The sequence below is a fragment of the Streptococcus sp. DD10 genome, from assembly GCF_001578805.1.
In the GTDB taxonomy this organism is placed as follows: Bacteria; Bacillota; Bacilli; order Lactobacillales; family Streptococcaceae; genus Streptococcus.
In genome coordinates, this window is record NZ_KQ969157.1 from 451,176 (window position 1) to 466,056 (window position 14,881).

A 14,881-nucleotide genomic window follows, 5' to 3' on the forward strand; every position below is an offset into this window, starting at 1 on the left:
GGCTGGTTTGGTGTACTGAAATTGACGTAAAAACTTTGAAGCATAATATGCAAACGTTGTTTCTTGTCTTTCTGTTTCAACTAGGGATTCGATCGTATCAAGTGTCCTGCGCAACAATGACTTATCATGCTCACGTATAGCTTGAAAAAGGTCGTCTTGTAGCTGTTTCGCATACGGTTTTGTAAAATCCTTAATATCCTTATTCCCATGATAGGAGTCCCAAAAGTGCTCGTGTCTCTTGATATTTAAGGCTTTAGCTATTTCCTTAAACACATAGGGTGTATAACCTTTACCTCCGTCTGAATTTGTAATCAATATCGTCTCATCCGTAATGGTATAGTGATTGTACAAATAATCCAAAAGCTCTTCCCTCGCTTCCTTATTCTTTGATGAAATGATTTCCTTTTTATTTTCCAGCTCATAGCGATTTTTACTTACTTCTTTAGAGCCTGTATGAATGACAAAGTGAGATAAATCCATATTTTGTCGTTCATCTCCGTCTTCAGAAGTCTTCACATAGACGCCATCTCCCTCTATAAACAATAGCTTTGCTTCTATCTTATCAACCTTCTCTTCCTCGTAAAATCGATACTCTGCTCGTTCTTCTAACAATTGATTAGCTAATTTGACAACTTTATTGACCATGTCCTTAGAAACCGTCACATGATACATCATTTCAATGGTTTTGCCTACTTGCCTATAAGGTAATCGAGTCGCAAGTATCGCAGATTGATAAATCAATTCAGGTGAGTGACGAACATTCTTTTCAAGTCCCAACATCTCATCAACTGGAATATAGCACTGCCCATTTTTATACCAGCGTTTCCGTGAAAAGGTGACTTCTCCAAAGGTGAAAGCCACTGTCCGCTCTGCTCTATTCTTACACTTATATCCCTTGGCACGCATACTATGACTCATCTCCTCATCATATCTCTCGACATAGTCTAAAAAATTCTGAATGGTTTTCTCTCGTTCCCGTTGCTCAAACATGCGCTCATCAAAGATTGTCACACTATTCTCCTTCTATTTGAAATCTCTTATGAAAATTGTATGATTTTCAAGTCTGTCTATCAAATAGATTTTTATTCCAGCAAAAAAAGAACGTTCCTAGCAGTTTCTCCAACCACTAGGAACGTTCTTTTACATTGTGTTGACAATATTTTAACATTGTAAAAATATTATTCTTCTACACTAGCAATCCAATCATTGAGGAAGGCAGATACAGATTTCTTGTATCCATGTGCTTCTGCTAGACGGATGAGCTTCTCTTTGTTTTCAGGCTCCAAGGTATAAGAAGCTGTAATCAAGGCTCGCTCTTTTCGTTTTGGTATGGGAGTTTTAGGCAGGCTTCGACCTTCCTGTAACTCTCCTAACGCTTTTCTTATATTTTGATTTTTCGGTTCAAAAGCCATCTTTTACCTCACAATATAAAAATATTATTTTTACATTATATCAAAAATGCGAGTAAATGTCTCTTCCAAATCATCAAAGAAATGACGATGTTGGGACAGATTACTCATCTGAGGCTTCATCTCAAATACAGACTGATGTTCTAAGGTTGACTTGTTAAACAACTCCTTTTCAGGTACATAGACTACCTGACCCTCTCGTTTGATTAACTGCTGGTCATCTGAACTATTGAGCACCTCCAGTAACTTTTTAGACGACTGCGTATTGTGCTTAATCATATTAGGCAGGAAATAGAGCTGAGAGGTAATGTAGCTTTCTCGAGTACGATAATCTACGACTTCTTGGCGATAGGCTTCTAGCCGATCTTCTAGGTTAAACTTGGCATTATAGCCATGTTCGCTAGGAATGATTGGGCTGATGATGGTATGACTGACGGCAATGGCATTTCTCGTAGCCGTTGAAAAGTCAGGATGGCAGTCAATGATGACTACATCGTATTGACCCAATTCCTTGTCCTCATAGTGGTCTTCCAACCACATATAGAGCAACATGTCTTTATTGACCTTGTTTTCCAAGTCTTTCTCCACACTATCCAGCTGCATATAACCTGGTAGAACATGAACCTTGTCCTTTACTGGGATGATCTCCACGTCACCTTTTCCTTTAAAAATATTGGCAACGGTCTGTTGATCCTGATAGATATTATAGGTCTGAGTCAGGTTGCACTGATGATCCAAGTCGATAAAGAGAACTTTCTGATCATGTAAAGCCAACCATTCTCCGAAGTTAAAGGCAAGCGTTGTCTTTCCAACTCCACCCTTGATTGCCGCAAAACTGATAATTTTCATCTTTTCCTCCTTAACAATGTTTTCACATTATTTTTATAATGTAATTATATCACATCTACATTATTTTTATAATGTAATTATATCACATCTACATTATTTTTATAATGTAATTATATCACATCTACATTATTTTTACAATATTTTTACAATGTAAAAATATTATTTTTTAAATTTCTAACGCCCCTTCTTTACGTTGCTCAATGTTACGCTCAATTTCTTGGCGCATATTGTAGTTTTTTGTGATTTCCTGCACCCGTTGACGAAGGGCTGCTCGCTCAAAGGTCACTTCCTTAATGAACTTATCAATCTCACGTTTGCTTGTCGATGGATGAACCGCCATCTCTTCCAAGATAGCTTGAGCTAGAGAAACTTCATAAGGATTGTCAGATTCTAAACCAAGTAAAGCTGATTGGATTTTGTTCAGCTCTCCAAGCCGATTATCTAGTTTGCTCAATTCCTGCTCCACTGCCTCAAATTCTTCTTCAAATCGTTCCAGCAAATTATCAAACTGTTGACCATCACTAACACCATGAGCGGATAAGAAATTGAACTCTCGTACCAGCTGATCCAGCTCAGAGATATGAGGATTTTTCGTTACAATCATCTCGCCATTATCATAAGACAGTTGGGCAGCGATATCCATTCCACGCATGAACTTGTTTTGTTCAGCGTGTTCAGGATTGGTAAAATAATACCAGTCCGTCTTTTTGATAAAGATGTCATAGCCGCCCGTCTCTACCTTCTCTACTTGATGAGCAGGTATTTGGATGACTCCTTTATTGCGTAAACCAAACTCCATCTCAATGTAGATACCTGTCTTAGTCTCTTCCAACACCTGCCAATCCTCCACACGGATTTTCATTTCAAAGTCTTGTTCCTGTTCTTCTCTGAACTTCTCATACTCCGTCTTGATATTTTCTAAGGGTATGGTTGCTTCATTTTTGCCAACTCGTTCCTCAATCGCTGCTTTGGAGTAGTTCCCTTTCTTAGAAAGTGTTCGGTCTCGTGTATTGCGTTCCTGACGTTTCCCATCTAGCTCGTCCAGCAGACGGTACTTGACTTCTTTACCTGAGAAGTCTACTGAAAGATTGAGTGTTTGTGCCTTCACCTTGAAATCTTCCAAAGAGGTCGAGTGCTTTAACAAAAAATTCAGCCGTGACTTGATTTCACTCTTAAAGATATTTTTCTTTTGGTAAGCACCGTAACTTTTTCGATTGCTCCACATCTTCTCTTTGAGGATTTTCGCACCAGCTAGATCCGCATGCTTATCTGAAATTCTCTCTAAGCTTTTTTTCGTTCCTTTCTGCCAGCGAAACTTGTTCATGGTCACATAGTTGGTGGAGTTGAAGATGATATGATTATGGATATGCCCCTTATCCATGTGTGTAGCGATGACAAACTCATGTTGCCCACCTGTCAACTCTAACACTGTCTTTCGTCCAATCTCATGAATCTCCTGTGGGGACAAGTCATCTTCTGGAGAGAAAGATTGGATGATGTGATGAGCGAGCACTCGGTTAGGATTAGTAATATCTGATAGTTCCTTTGTCCCTTGACGTTGGGCTGCATTTTTCTTGGTCATTAGAAATTCTTCTGTTGCAGTTTCCGCATCGACAATCCCATAAGTAGAAACCAATTGGCTGACTAGACGACCATCTTTTACCTTGGTTGGAAACTCAAACTCACTGTCTGAAATCAAGGTCTTGGATTCATTCTCAATATAGTGAAGAGCATTTTTCAGACTCTTAGCATCGTTTAACTCCATGGTCTTAGCTTCGTCTTCGATATACTTAGTGGAGCGACTGAGTGAAGCCACTCCCTTAATTTGGATCACTTTAGTTACGACCATTCTTCTTGTTCCTTAGTCTGACTTTCTTGTTTTGAAATGTAGTCGCTAATCAGTTTTCTCATTTCTTTTTGAAGTTCCAAGACCATAACCAGCTCCTCTAGTCCTGCCTCGTCTTCCTCATTGACTTTTTTGGCAATCTGGTTGATATTGACCCCAACCTTGTTTATGGCATGACGGAGCTCTCGCAACTCTTCAAAGTTGATGACCTTGACCTCCCCCATGATTAACATATAGCGAGCGAAGGAGTTGAAGTTTCGCATGCCTGCTTCTTCAACTTTTCGCTTAATCAAGTCGTATTCCTCACTGGTAAATCGGATTGTCGGACGGACAGTTCGCTTTCTATTTTCTACATTTTCCAAAATCAATATCCTCTCTAATCACTCATTTTATATAGCTCTACCGAATATGGACGTCACCCCCAGTCACTAGGTGGGAGTGGACACCCTTTTTCTGGCAAGCATAGCATTTGGACGTCCAAATGCTGTTTTTTAAAAAGTCAAAAAAGGTCAGACTTCATCATCTGACCCTTTTGCTTTTTAAATTTTTGGGGAGTTCCCCAATCCCCCAGTTCCTACAAACAGGAACTTTTTCACTTATCACGAGGAAGTCTTTTTCAACCAATCCTCAAACTGTGACCAGTCGTCTGTAAACTCAACTTCCAGTACTTCCTGTTTGAGAGCTTCAAACTCTTCATCTGTTAGCCCTTCCACTACTTCCAAAGTAGCAGGATAGCCTTCGGTTTCCAGCTCTGATTTTGATAATTCTTGTATCATGGTACGAATGACATACAAGCATTCCTTGCGTGAAAGATGCTGGTTCTGTTCATCTATTGTGGGATTTTCTGGTAGGTTCTTAAAGAAAATATCAAGCAAAGTAGCTTGTACGTCGTCGTGTAAGTCTAGCAATTTAGTCATGTGTTTCTTCTCCTTTTGGTTTCTTCTTACGTTGAATAGCAGCCATCACGTTCGCTAGTTCGGACTGCTCAGGGACTTTTTTTCCTCAACCTGTTGCTGGGGTTTCCCTTGTTTACTAGCCTGTTTTTCTGACTCCATTTTAGCACGTTCCAGCTTTTCTGTAAACTTATCCTTAGCGACATGTTGCGATTTACTCTTGACCTGTTCCAACTTTTTATCCATTCGAGCAATCAAACTCTTAGCTTCTTTTTGGATGACCTCCAACTGGTTAGTCATCTCTTCTAGCCCATTTTCACCTTGTGACCAGATAGCAAGATAACCAAAGCTATACTGACTTGTATCAAAGCCATAGTGAGCCGCCACTACATAAGCAACCCCTTCAGCTTGCAGTTCTTGCTTACGATACTGTTCATCTCCGAACTGTGCTTCTGAACCTCGGTGCAGTTCAGAGTGAGCCATCTCGTGGAAAATAGTTTTAAGAATTTGTTCCTGCCCCTTCAAATCTTTTGAAATGACAATGCGATTTTCTGTTGGATGATAGTAGCCTTTAGTATTGTATCGCTCAATATGTTCAAACTGCAAGGGCACACCATTGTCTTGGGAAACAGCCCGTGCTGCTCGATAGATGTCCTCGTAGTCTTTTACATCACCTGTTAACTCATTGATTGCTTTCGGAAGCTCCTTGCCATCTGTCTGTGAAATATCAAAAACAGTGGTCAACTTGTAGCGCGTTTCTGTAGTCTCCTGCTCGACACCATTGGCATCTAGTTCCTTGACTTTAATCTGGTAAGGCATCCAAATTTTCAGTCCTTTCTCACCTTTTTTCACATGTCGTTCAAACTCTTTTCTCCAAGTTTGAAAGCCTGCGACGTGCGAAATATTTGGATTCTGCATTTTCAACAGATGGATGTTTCTGACTGAGTAGTTATGGAACTTAGCCATAGCATCCAAAAAGTTTTTAAATTGTTCTGAGTCAAGGTAGCTCTTCATCCCCTCTTGGAGATATTCATTCAGAGCTTTGGTATCCTTGTCCGCAATCATTCGAGCTACTGTTCGTGTATCTTTTTCTAGTGGCATTTCTTGTTTTTCCTCCTGTGATTTTTCGTATTCATCTCGTACTTTTGAGATGTTCTGTTCTACTTTTTCTGACAAGGTTTCAATTTCCTTCTGCCATTTTTCTACGAGAGTTACTTGTTCTCGAGGTGAGTCTGCAACTCCTAACTTCTCAAACCAAGCAGATAAATTTTCAATCTCGATACTATCCATTCCATCAAAGGAGATAAAGCCAATCCGACTATCATGGCTGCTTTCTGTAAAACCAATCGGACTATTTCCCAAGTCTCCATAAGGGAGCTGAGATATCAGTTGGTCTGCATAAGGTACATCGTCTAAAGCATAGGTAAGCTGAGAGATATCTAGTTGTTCAACATAACCTTCCATTCTGCTATGTGCTGCAATCCTATCCTCTATCATTTCTTTGTAAAAATCAGTCTGCTTATCCACCAAGCCCTCACGGTCTGCTTCACGGATAACCTGTTCAAGATTCCCACCTGCCTTATCATACCGCTGATAGAACTCCTCCCAAGCTATCTGATAGTCTGGATTGATTTGTTTTCTATCTAGGACTCCTATGTTATAGACCGTATCTAAAACGGCTGTGAAATCCTTGGATGTGACAGGTTGGATTTCTTCAAACAAACCATTTTCCATTATTGCTTGTAGTTCCTTTCCACCGTCCTTGATGTAATCCTCGTTAATCGACAACTGTTCAATCTGCCCATCACGTTCACGAAAAACGCCGAGGATTGTATTACTATTAGCCTGCCCATTGATTTGTAAATTCAATTTTTTGCTAGGTTTCAACAAAGTTGCTGGGAAAGTGATATCTTTATCATCAGTTTGAAATCCTAATAATAATTTTTCATCTACTGTTCTCAGTGCTTGATCAATGTGTAGTCTACCAAATTTTTCAACCTCACTTAAATCATTCAACACAAATGAGTCAGACTGATAAATTTCAGACAACATAGGTAAAGTCTGGATTTTATCTATATAACCACTACTTAAAGCAATATTCTGAAACGTAACTCTACCAGAAGAAACTTCATCGATAAAGGTTTCAGAAACAGACTTCATTTTTTTCTTGATAAATAGGATATATGCCTGTCAAGTGCATCCAATGATGTTTTTCAAAACTAATTTGTAAACTCTTCAAGTCATCTTTTTCTTGATAGAAATAGATTAAGTTATTACCTGACAATTCATCAAGATACCAATTTGCTGATTTTTGTAGCTCATCAGAATATCTATTCAATATCCTTGCTTCTCTTGATGAAGCATAATGATAAGAATTTTTAATGCCAAAATTTGACTTTATACTGGTATCTATGTTAAAATTTAGGGGAATGCTGGCAGGAAAATCAGGTTGGGATTCTGTCCCAACAGGCTGCGGTGCTGTCCTTGGAGACTCATCTCCTAAAAAACTGGAATTGCGATTCAATAATTCGCCCTCAGCGTTAGACCCTTGAGAAATCTCAAGGGCTTTTTCTATATTCGACTGAGGACTAACACTACTATCCTGTATTCCTAAACTCTGTAGATAAGCTGGTGTAATCTCTTTACTTTCTTGGTAAACTTCTAAGGTAAAGGAACTTTTATCTAAGATTTCTTGTTGGATAGAGCTTAATTCCTGACCTTCAGTAACAAGAGCTACCTGTGTTTCTGGCGCAAGCCTAACAGCTCCTAGTCCATTATGCACTATATTCCAAAAATCCTTAGGACGCTCATCTAAAATATCAAGTTCTGATCGTCCCATCACATCAAAATAGTTACGAATCGCACGATGATCATCACCTCTTGTACCATATTCCCAAGAGCTGATCATACGACCATCTGGAAATAGATATTCAGCTGTATTGATATCTTCAGTATAATGTTGCATCACCTCTTCAACATACTTATCTAATACTTTTGTATCAAAAAAAAGAGCTGTTTGCTCCTCCGTTCTATACTCTACCATTGCTTCTTGTACTTCTCTATTTCTTTCTTGTTTACCTTGCTTTAGATAGTCATTCCAGTCCATCTTGACTTGCCCCTCTTGTAGTGGAGGTAGGTCTGTTTGAAAGTAGAGACCTTTATCTTTTAATTGCTCAATAAATCTTCGCCCTGCCTCATCATTATCTATCGCTAAAGTAATCAAGCCTTGATGCACGGGATTTTCAAAAAAGCTAGTTGTCTGAGAAAGAGTTGACAAAAAGTTCTCAATCTTACTTCTTTCAATGGTTTCTGGTAAAGGTTTTCCTTGTAGTTCATAGAGTAACTCCATGGTATAGTGTGAAATCGTAGACTCTTTGAGTCCATCCATGGCAATCAGCCTGACATCGTGCAATTCGTCCTTATGGAGCTCATAGTAGCTCATCAGGTCAATGGGTGCCTCTGCCACGATAAGTCGCTTAGGATTGCCGATATCAGCCGTAAAACCGCTGAGACCGTCTGAGTTATACATGATTTGCTTGAGCCGTCTTCTTGAGTGGATTTCCTTGTTTTCTTCAATCCCCTGCAGGCTGGCTCCCGTCATCTTTCCTTGGCTATCCCTAAACTTGAACACAATAACAGGTTCTTGAAGGTCACCTGTTTTCTTTTGTGCCTGCGCCAGCTTACCTTGGCTATAAAAGAAATCAATCGTCTCATCTGACAGCCCACGTTCATCACGCAGATAAGCTCTAACCTTGATGAAATCCTCCTCTGGTAAACGATACTGAAACGGTTCTTTCTTGAACTCTGTTACCTCATGAGTAGGAAATTCTCCCTCTCGTAAAAAGTGAATAGCTTCTTTAAAAGAAACTTCCTTAATCGTTTCAACTAGCTTTATCGTATCCCCACCAAATCCTCGAGAATACCAGTAAAAAGTATTTTTTCGAGTATCAATCTTGAAAGAGTCATGTTCCTCCCACTCATAAATCCAAGAATTTTGACGCTTCAAGGTCATTCCCAACTGTTCTGCTACACCGATGATAGACAAACTTCTTGCTTCTTCTTTCGTCAATCGTGCCATAGAGCCTCCTTATAAGCCCATTTCAGGCTCTTGTAGATTTTCCTGAACTTCTCTGACTAGACTCCGAATAGCTGTCTCAGTAGGGCTAAAACGGGCTAGTTCAGGCATTCGTTCTTGTAGTTGTTTCAGTTTATCACCATATAGCAAGTCACTATCTACTCGAGTTGTCAGTTCAACTTCTCCATTGAAGCCCTTGTCTATGTCGATATTGTCAAAGGAAATCACAGAAAGCTCCGTCAGGCTACCACGATACCAAGCCCCAAGCTCATGCTGGAGATAGTCTCTGACATTCTCAGCTGTCTCCTGCTCTGTATCTCGCATATAAGCTAGTTGCCAGCTATCTCCCTGAGAATAGCCTGTCACCGTCTCAATAATCAGTTCTTGGTTGATATTTGAAAGAACCTGGTTAATATCTTCCAATCGATTAGCAATAATATCTTCAGCAATCGCAACAGCCTCAAACTGGTAGTCATACTCCTCATGTACCTCCTTATCTTCTGCATAGGATAGAACAAAACTATCATAGTCTGGGAACTTCTCATCAAAAGCAATGGAACGACTACCATAAGCATAGGCATCTCTTAAAGAGTTAAAATTAGCAGTTTGATAATAACTGGCATCCAGTTTTCCCTCTCTATTCAACACCTCTATCATTTCCTCGGTAAACTGAATAGGATCGGTATCGGGCCAATGTCTATGATAGTGATGAATCACTTCTTCATACAAAATCGTAGTTAGCTGAGGATTTTCCTCGTCCAACAGATACTCGATCACCTGGCCAGACTCTGATAGCTGGGAACGATAGTCCGTGATAGTATTCTCAAGAATAACTTCATCAGCCTCGATAAAACGATTTTCTGAAGCATGTAGTAAAAGTAACTCCTCTGCTTCAAGGTCAATTCCAACCACCTCATCACCATTAGGTAGACGATTAGTCTCCAGTTCTTGGATTTTATCCTCAATATTTTGGTTCATCTCTTGAAGTTCCTGCTTCAGATTAAAGAGTTCAGTTGCATTTGCCTGTAATTTTTCAAAGTAACTTGGCGATACTTCAATAGGTTCAATCAATCGCATTTCCGCTCTTGTTTTTGGATAAGAGAAGAAATAAGGCGCAACTTCCTTGAAGTCTTGATAGCCCATGTTTTTTACGGACTCTGTCACCAACATATTCTGAATGTCTGCATCTGAGGTATGCGGTGTGATCCAGCCAAGACTAGAGACCTCCCTCACCGCCTCCAATAACGCATACGAGGGGATTTCTTGTAAAATCCCCTCGTAATACCCAACACCTACAGCAGTCTCTTCTACGACCTGCCGCTTTATACTCTTAAATTGTCCTTGTGTAACCATTTTTTACTCCTTTACATCAAAAAAACAGCTCTTCTCAGAACTGTTATCATCTTTCTATTTCTAAATCTTTTACATTTTGTTCGTTTACTTGTGATACCGTTGAAATGGTTTCCTCTACTTTTTTCTTCGCTCGTTCTAGCTTTTCTTGAAATGGATCACTTGACGCTCTTTCAAACTCTTTTAATCCCTTCATGGTCAAGCCACTCGGCAGCATCTCCACAGAAGTATCATACAAGAAAGCATGAAGATTCCTACTGTCATTACTTTCATAGTAATTAACCAGTTCTTCTGTAAAACGCTCCTTGTGCTTGTCTGGTATGGCAAAAACTGCTGCATTTTTCTGTAAGAAAGCATGATTGGCAAGCATTTGAGCGGTTCGTTTATTGCCATTGTTGAACCATTGACCACGGCTAGACAGGGCAAATAGTTCCAAGCCTCGCTCAATCGGATTTTCAATCGTTAAAGCATGGCTTATCTGTTCCTTCACACTTTCGTAAGAGGGCATAGCTGGAATATAGTCAGTACCAGAAATTCTGACAATTTGATCTCGTAATTTACCAGGGTTTTGATAGAGTCCGCCCTCGCCAATAATGCGATTGTACTCAGCTGCCAACTGCACGTCGATAGGATAGTCTAAGTTCTCAAACAAGAACTGCCATGAACGCTTGAGATTATTGACCACAATAACCTTTTCTACGTCCGCATTGGCTGGCACACGACCTTCAAAGATTTCTTGCGTCTCAGGAAAAGTAATCCCCTTGACCAGCTCGATATTGGCACTCTTCCAAATACTATCTACCACCAAACGTTTAGCTGCCTCGATGGCAACTTCTCGGTCTACTTTTATATAGTCAAACATAGCTCTCTCCTACTTTTATTTCTTCCATTGTACCATAGAAATAGAAATGAGGCTATTTTTATTTATGTGACTAGTGGTACTTCATCCAGATCTGACAAAGTTGCGTATATCACATTCTCCTCTCCCACCTGCTCCTTCCACTCATCAATATCGCTCATATAACGCTTATAACGATACCAAGTCGCATCATACGGAGAGTTGGCTAATTCAGCTACACGTGGGTGCTGATTGACGTTGGCTTTCTGGTCACGAAAAACATTTTGCTTACTGATAAAGAGTAGAGCTTCGTCGATGTCAATGGTTGCCACTTCGTGTGGATCCATCAGCTCACGCTTGATTTTTGAGTGTTGTTTGGAGTTACTACCGTTACGTCCACGGCTTTCACTGAAGTTCTGGTCATTGATAGTCTGCGAACCTGCACGGAAAGACAGATATTTGAGGGTATCCTCGTCTGCCCCTCCTAAATATAATAGGCTATCACAGTTGTTTATGATGGCACGGGCTTGAGCCTTGCCGTACAAATCCTCCAACTGGGGAAGGGCTTGAATGATAATATCTACTGAAATTTCCCGACTACGGACAGTTGACAATACTTGGGCAAAGTTAGGAATTTTCCCAACATTGGCAAACTCATCTCCCTCCACCTGTAGATGAAGCAGTTCTTTAGCATAAGGATGTATCCCCTTGATAATCTGATCCGCTGTCGAAATCGTCACTTCAAATATAGTTGAAAAAAGCAAAGCTGACAGGAACTGATAAGCAGTATTATTTTCTGGGATATTGATAAAGACGACTGTTTTCTCAATATTCCAATTTTCAATTTGCATGGTATCTTTTTCCACTAGCTTACGAACATCCTCATGATCAAAAACAGAGAATGTAGAAGCCACAATGGCAAAGACAGAGGTTCGAGTCTGCCCATCAAAGTTTTTATTAAACAACTTCCACTGCTTACAAGCATAATTGCTTGGTAGGTCTATCTCTAGTTGTTCAAACATCATCTCGACAGGGCTTTCTACATCAGGGTGGTCTCGTTTCAGGTTGCGGATTAAGTCTACCACTTGGGGCAAGCTAGCCTCATAACCACTTAGCTGACTATCGAAGTAGATATAGCCTATCAAGGCACGCATCAGCAACATCTGAGCTTGTTGCCAAAAGTCCTCACCTTGCTGGTCGCTTTTTTTAGTCGCTGTCACGATTGCTTCTGCCACTCGGTCAATATCCGTTTCCTTCTTCATGTAGCGAAACACATTGAAACTATCGCTATTAGTCAGACTAATCAAGTCAAAGACCTTGAGTTTATATCCTTGATTGATAAAGGATTGACCTGTTTCATGGATAAGCAATCCCTTGGTATCGGTAAAAATCTTGGAAGCCACTGTCTGCAAAGCATTGGGCTTGACAAAGGTAAAAGTCTTACCAGAACCAGGCCCACCAATAACGACGGTATTCTTGTTCAGTTGCCGTTTATAGGGAAGACGCTTGTTCAACAAGCCCATCTGAGCATTTTGAGTGAAGATTTTGTTATTATTTGCCTCACTATCACGAAAACTACTGAGCTCCTGAGCAGTCGCAAAGCGAGCTGAACCATGTTCCTCCCCATAACGATAGACCCCCGTATCAGTAATCCTCATGTAGAGAAAGAGGGCTAGAAAAAAACCAAATATCCCTGCAAAGAGAGAGGCGCTTGTAAACTGCAGGTCAATCCATGGATACTGCGTAAAGTTATCCAGCATCCACTCAATCTTCCCCAATCCAAAGGGATCTGTAAGAGTGTCCGTTTGAGGAGCTAAGCCATACAACTTCGCTAGCCAATGAAAGAAATAAAAGAGGATAATCCCCAATCCTAGATAGGGTAAAAATCGTTTCTGTTTCTTTTCGACAATCATTTCTCCATCCCTCCCTTATAAACATTGTGCGGAGGCTCTTTTTGAAAGTTCTTAGTATTCAGATTGACTTTCAAGTCCTTGATTTTCTCCTGTTCCATCTGTTTATAATACTTGAGTTTTTCCTCTGGAGTACGGTTCTTTTCTGTCTTCAGATTTCTCTCGTTGAAGCCTACTGGGTCTCGTTTAATCCCATCCAATAAATCCTTGAAGGCATGCTCTACAATCGACTTATCCTTGAGATTAAAAGCCAACGTCGTCGCACCGCCATCATGGGTATAAAAAGAGAAGCCAATCCCGTACTGCCCCAATTCTCTTTTGAGGGCTTCGAGATTGACTTCATTGCTGAGAAGTTTTTGGACTTCTTTTTGATCTGCAGTTGCCATGAACTTGTTCCAGTCTGCTTCACCTGTAAACTGCATATTGGCTCCACGATCTTTGTACCATTCATAGCCCTTACTAAAGGCAAAGTAGAGAAGCTTGAAAATCAGCTCCCCTGTAACCATTGAAGCTCGCCCCATCTGAACAATAATCTGTTGTTCTTCCATCAGCTAACCTCATCAATATGGAAAAAGAGCTCCTTCAGTTTAGACGTCTGAGACTGCTTGCTTTCAATTCCCAACTGTAGTTCCTCAATACGAGCCTGACAAGCTGCAATTTCAGCTTGCGCTTCGATTACATAGTAATCATTTGAGGTAATCTTGGACTTAATAGACTGAATGTAGTTAAGCGTCTGCACTTCAAAGCTATCGACGACATCTGCAGTTGGTATAACAGGCTGCATAGTAGCTGATTCAGGCGCTTGTGCTACCGATGAAACAGTTGGGACGTGTTTAGATTCCTCTGACTGCTCCGCACTTTCTGTCGTCACATCTGTATCTTCAGGTGTATCCTCCTCTGCTGTCATTTCTACATCTACTGGAGACTCTTCGATTTCTTGACTTTCCAGAACTTCCTCAATGTGAGCAAAATCATTCGCCGTCATTTGAGGCTGAGACGGCTCTGTTTTGACAGGATGATGTTGTTGCAGGCTTTCGGCTATCTTTTTACGCTCATCTGCAGCAGTTTGAGCAAGACTTGGTTTTTCTTCAACTTTAACTTCTAGTGGAATACTTTGCACAAGAACTGGAGCTGGCTGTGGTGCTTCTGCAACAGTTTCTTGGACTGGAAGTGGCTCAACGGGTTGTACTGGAGTTTTTTTAGCTTTCTTACGACCAAGAATCGCATTTAAAATGTTCCCATTTTTTCGGGTAGACTGAGTCCCAAAATCTTCCAAAACTTGATCCACAATACCAGGAAAAGGAAACTGCAGGGAACGCTCTGAGAGAATCTCGCCCTCGTCTGTTACCTGGTATAAGCTGTAATTTCCTTCCAGTTTCATCTCTCGCATCTGTTCATTGATTGTTTCGATACGAGAAAGGAAGCTATCTCGATTGTCAAAATTTTCTTCTTTTTTAGTCAATTTGTTGATGATTTTATACATGTGTTTCTCCTTGGTCTGATGTAGGTAAGATGAGTTCTTTCAACTCTTGATATGGCAAAGAGCTAGCTTGTACCAGCTCAACTAAACGTTCAGCCTCTAGCTCTTTTTGTTTAGCGAGAAGCTTCTCCAGCTTGCTATCAATACTAGCACGTTGCTTCAAGAGTTTAGCTTTCTCTTCTTCATTTTGAGCGTATTTCTTCTCAATTTGTTCTAGTTTTCGTGACATGA

The 14,881-nt window shown here is 40.4% G+C and carries 14 protein-coding genes and 1 pseudogene; all 15 read right to left on the minus strand.

What is annotated here, in order from left to right; genetic code table 11:
* Positions 1-1,011: UPF0236 family transposase-like protein (locus STRDD10_RS01965; RefSeq protein ID WP_231853352.1), on the minus strand; the 1,011-nt coding region annotated here is incomplete at its 3' end.
* 167 nt (positions 1,012-1,178) lie between these two features.
* Positions 1,179-1,412, minus strand: a complete 234-nt coding sequence (locus tag STRDD10_RS01970) for a hypothetical protein (protein ID WP_067192669.1) — start codon at positions 1,410-1,412, stop codon at positions 1,179-1,181.
* Between the two features lie 30 nt (positions 1,413-1,442).
* Positions 1,443-2,258 (minus strand): ParA family protein, encoded by an 816-nt coding sequence (locus tag STRDD10_RS01975; RefSeq protein WP_067192671.1) that lies wholly within the window; start codon positions 2,256-2,258, stop codon positions 1,443-1,445.
* 166 nt (positions 2,259-2,424) lie between these two features.
* Positions 2,425-4,107 (minus strand): helical hairpin domain-containing protein, encoded by a 1,683-nt coding sequence (locus tag STRDD10_RS01980; protein ID WP_067192672.1) that lies wholly within the window; start codon positions 4,105-4,107, stop codon positions 2,425-2,427.
* Positions 4,098-4,466 (minus strand): plasmid mobilization protein, encoded by a 369-nt coding sequence (locus STRDD10_RS01985; protein WP_067193019.1) that lies wholly within the window; start codon positions 4,464-4,466, stop codon positions 4,098-4,100. The genes STRDD10_RS01980 and STRDD10_RS01985 overlap by 10 nt, the downstream gene beginning before the upstream one ends.
* Before the next feature lie 237 nt (positions 4,467-4,703).
* Positions 4,704-5,021 carry a hypothetical protein gene (locus tag STRDD10_RS01990; RefSeq protein WP_067192674.1) on the minus strand — a complete coding sequence of 106 codons (318 nt, stop codon included), beginning with the start codon at positions 5,019-5,021 and terminating at the stop codon, positions 4,704-4,706.
* 54 nt (positions 5,022-5,075) lie between these two features.
* Positions 5,076-7,157 carry an ArdC-like ssDNA-binding domain-containing protein gene (locus STRDD10_RS01995; RefSeq protein WP_067192675.1) on the minus strand — a complete coding sequence of 694 codons (2,082 nt, stop codon included), beginning with the start codon at positions 7,155-7,157 and terminating at the stop codon, positions 5,076-5,078.
* Entirely contained in the window at positions 7,141-7,521 is a 381-nt protein-coding gene (locus STRDD10_RS11845; protein ID WP_443031082.1) for a PBECR4 domain-containing protein, read from the minus strand. Before STRDD10_RS11845 ends, STRDD10_RS01995 begins: the two co-directional genes overlap by 17 nt.
* A gap of 33 nt (positions 7,522-7,554) precedes the next feature.
* Positions 7,555-9,075, minus strand: a pseudogene (locus STRDD10_RS02000) (DUF3991 domain-containing protein); the annotation flags it as partial.
* Between the two features lie 9 nt (positions 9,076-9,084).
* The gene (locus STRDD10_RS02005) at positions 9,085-10,425 is read right to left on the minus strand and encodes a hypothetical protein (protein WP_067192678.1); all 1,341 of its coding nucleotides are present in this window, start codon (positions 10,423-10,425) and stop codon (positions 9,085-9,087) included.
* 46 nt (positions 10,426-10,471) lie between these two features.
* Complete coding sequence (locus STRDD10_RS02010) at positions 10,472-11,284, minus strand: Fic family protein (protein WP_067192680.1); 813 nt, start codon at positions 11,282-11,284, stop codon at positions 10,472-10,474.
* 62 nt (positions 11,285-11,346) lie between these two features.
* A complete protein-coding gene (locus tag STRDD10_RS02015) occupies positions 11,347-13,173 on the minus strand; it encodes a VirD4-like conjugal transfer protein, CD1115 family (protein ID WP_067192682.1) in 1,827 nt (608 codons plus the stop codon).
* Positions 13,170-13,718, minus strand: a complete 549-nt coding sequence (locus STRDD10_RS02020) for a hypothetical protein (RefSeq protein ID WP_067192684.1) — start codon at positions 13,716-13,718, stop codon at positions 13,170-13,172. The genes STRDD10_RS02015 and STRDD10_RS02020 overlap by 4 nt, the downstream gene beginning before the upstream one ends.
* Positions 13,718-14,653 carry a hypothetical protein gene (locus STRDD10_RS02025; RefSeq protein WP_067192686.1) on the minus strand — a complete coding sequence of 312 codons (936 nt, stop codon included), beginning with the start codon at positions 14,651-14,653 and terminating at the stop codon, positions 13,718-13,720. The genes STRDD10_RS02020 and STRDD10_RS02025 overlap by 1 nt, the downstream gene beginning before the upstream one ends.
* Positions 14,646-14,879: a hypothetical protein gene (locus STRDD10_RS02030; protein WP_067192688.1), complete on the minus strand. Its 234-nt coding sequence runs from the start codon at positions 14,877-14,879 to the stop codon at positions 14,646-14,648. Before STRDD10_RS02030 ends, STRDD10_RS02025 begins: the two co-directional genes overlap by 8 nt.
* Between the last annotated feature and the right edge of the window lie 2 nt (positions 14,880-14,881).

Excerpts from the sequence above, each read along its gene's own strand:
- STRDD10_RS02015 (WP_067192682.1), bottom strand. The coding sequence starts at position 13,173 with ATGATTGTCGAAAAGAAACAGAAACGATTTTTACCCTATCTAGGATTG.
- STRDD10_RS02025 (WP_067192686.1), bottom strand. The coding sequence starts at position 14,653 with ATGTATAAAATCATCAACAAATTGACTAAAAAAGAAGAAAATTTTGAC.
- STRDD10_RS02030 (WP_067192688.1), bottom strand. The coding sequence starts at position 14,879 with ATGTCACGAAAACTAGAACAAATTGAGAAGAAATACGCTCAAAATGAA.
- STRDD10_RS01980 (WP_067192672.1), bottom strand. The coding sequence starts at position 4,107 with ATGGTCGTAACTAAAGTGATCCAAATTAAGGGAGTGGCTTCACTCAGT.
- STRDD10_RS02005 (WP_067192678.1), bottom strand. The coding sequence starts at position 10,425 with ATGGTTACACAAGGACAATTTAAGAGTATAAAGCGGCAGGTCGTAGAA.
- STRDD10_RS01995 (WP_067192675.1), bottom strand. The coding sequence starts at position 7,157 with ATGAAGTCTGTTTCTGAAACCTTTATCGATGAAGTTTCTTCTGGTAGA.
- STRDD10_RS01970 (WP_067192669.1), bottom strand. The coding sequence starts at position 1,412 with ATGGCTTTTGAACCGAAAAATCAAAATATAAGAAAAGCGTTAGGAGAG.
- STRDD10_RS01990 (WP_067192674.1), bottom strand. The coding sequence starts at position 5,021 with ATGACTAAATTGCTAGACTTACACGACGACGTACAAGCTACTTTGCTT.
- STRDD10_RS02020 (WP_067192684.1), bottom strand. The coding sequence starts at position 13,718 with ATGGAAGAACAACAGATTATTGTTCAGATGGGGCGAGCTTCAATGGTT.
- STRDD10_RS02010 (WP_067192680.1), bottom strand. The coding sequence starts at position 11,284 with ATGTTTGACTATATAAAAGTAGACCGAGAAGTTGCCATCGAGGCAGCT.
- STRDD10_RS01975 (WP_067192671.1), bottom strand. The coding sequence starts at position 2,258 with ATGAAAATTATCAGTTTTGCGGCAATCAAGGGTGGAGTTGGAAAGACA.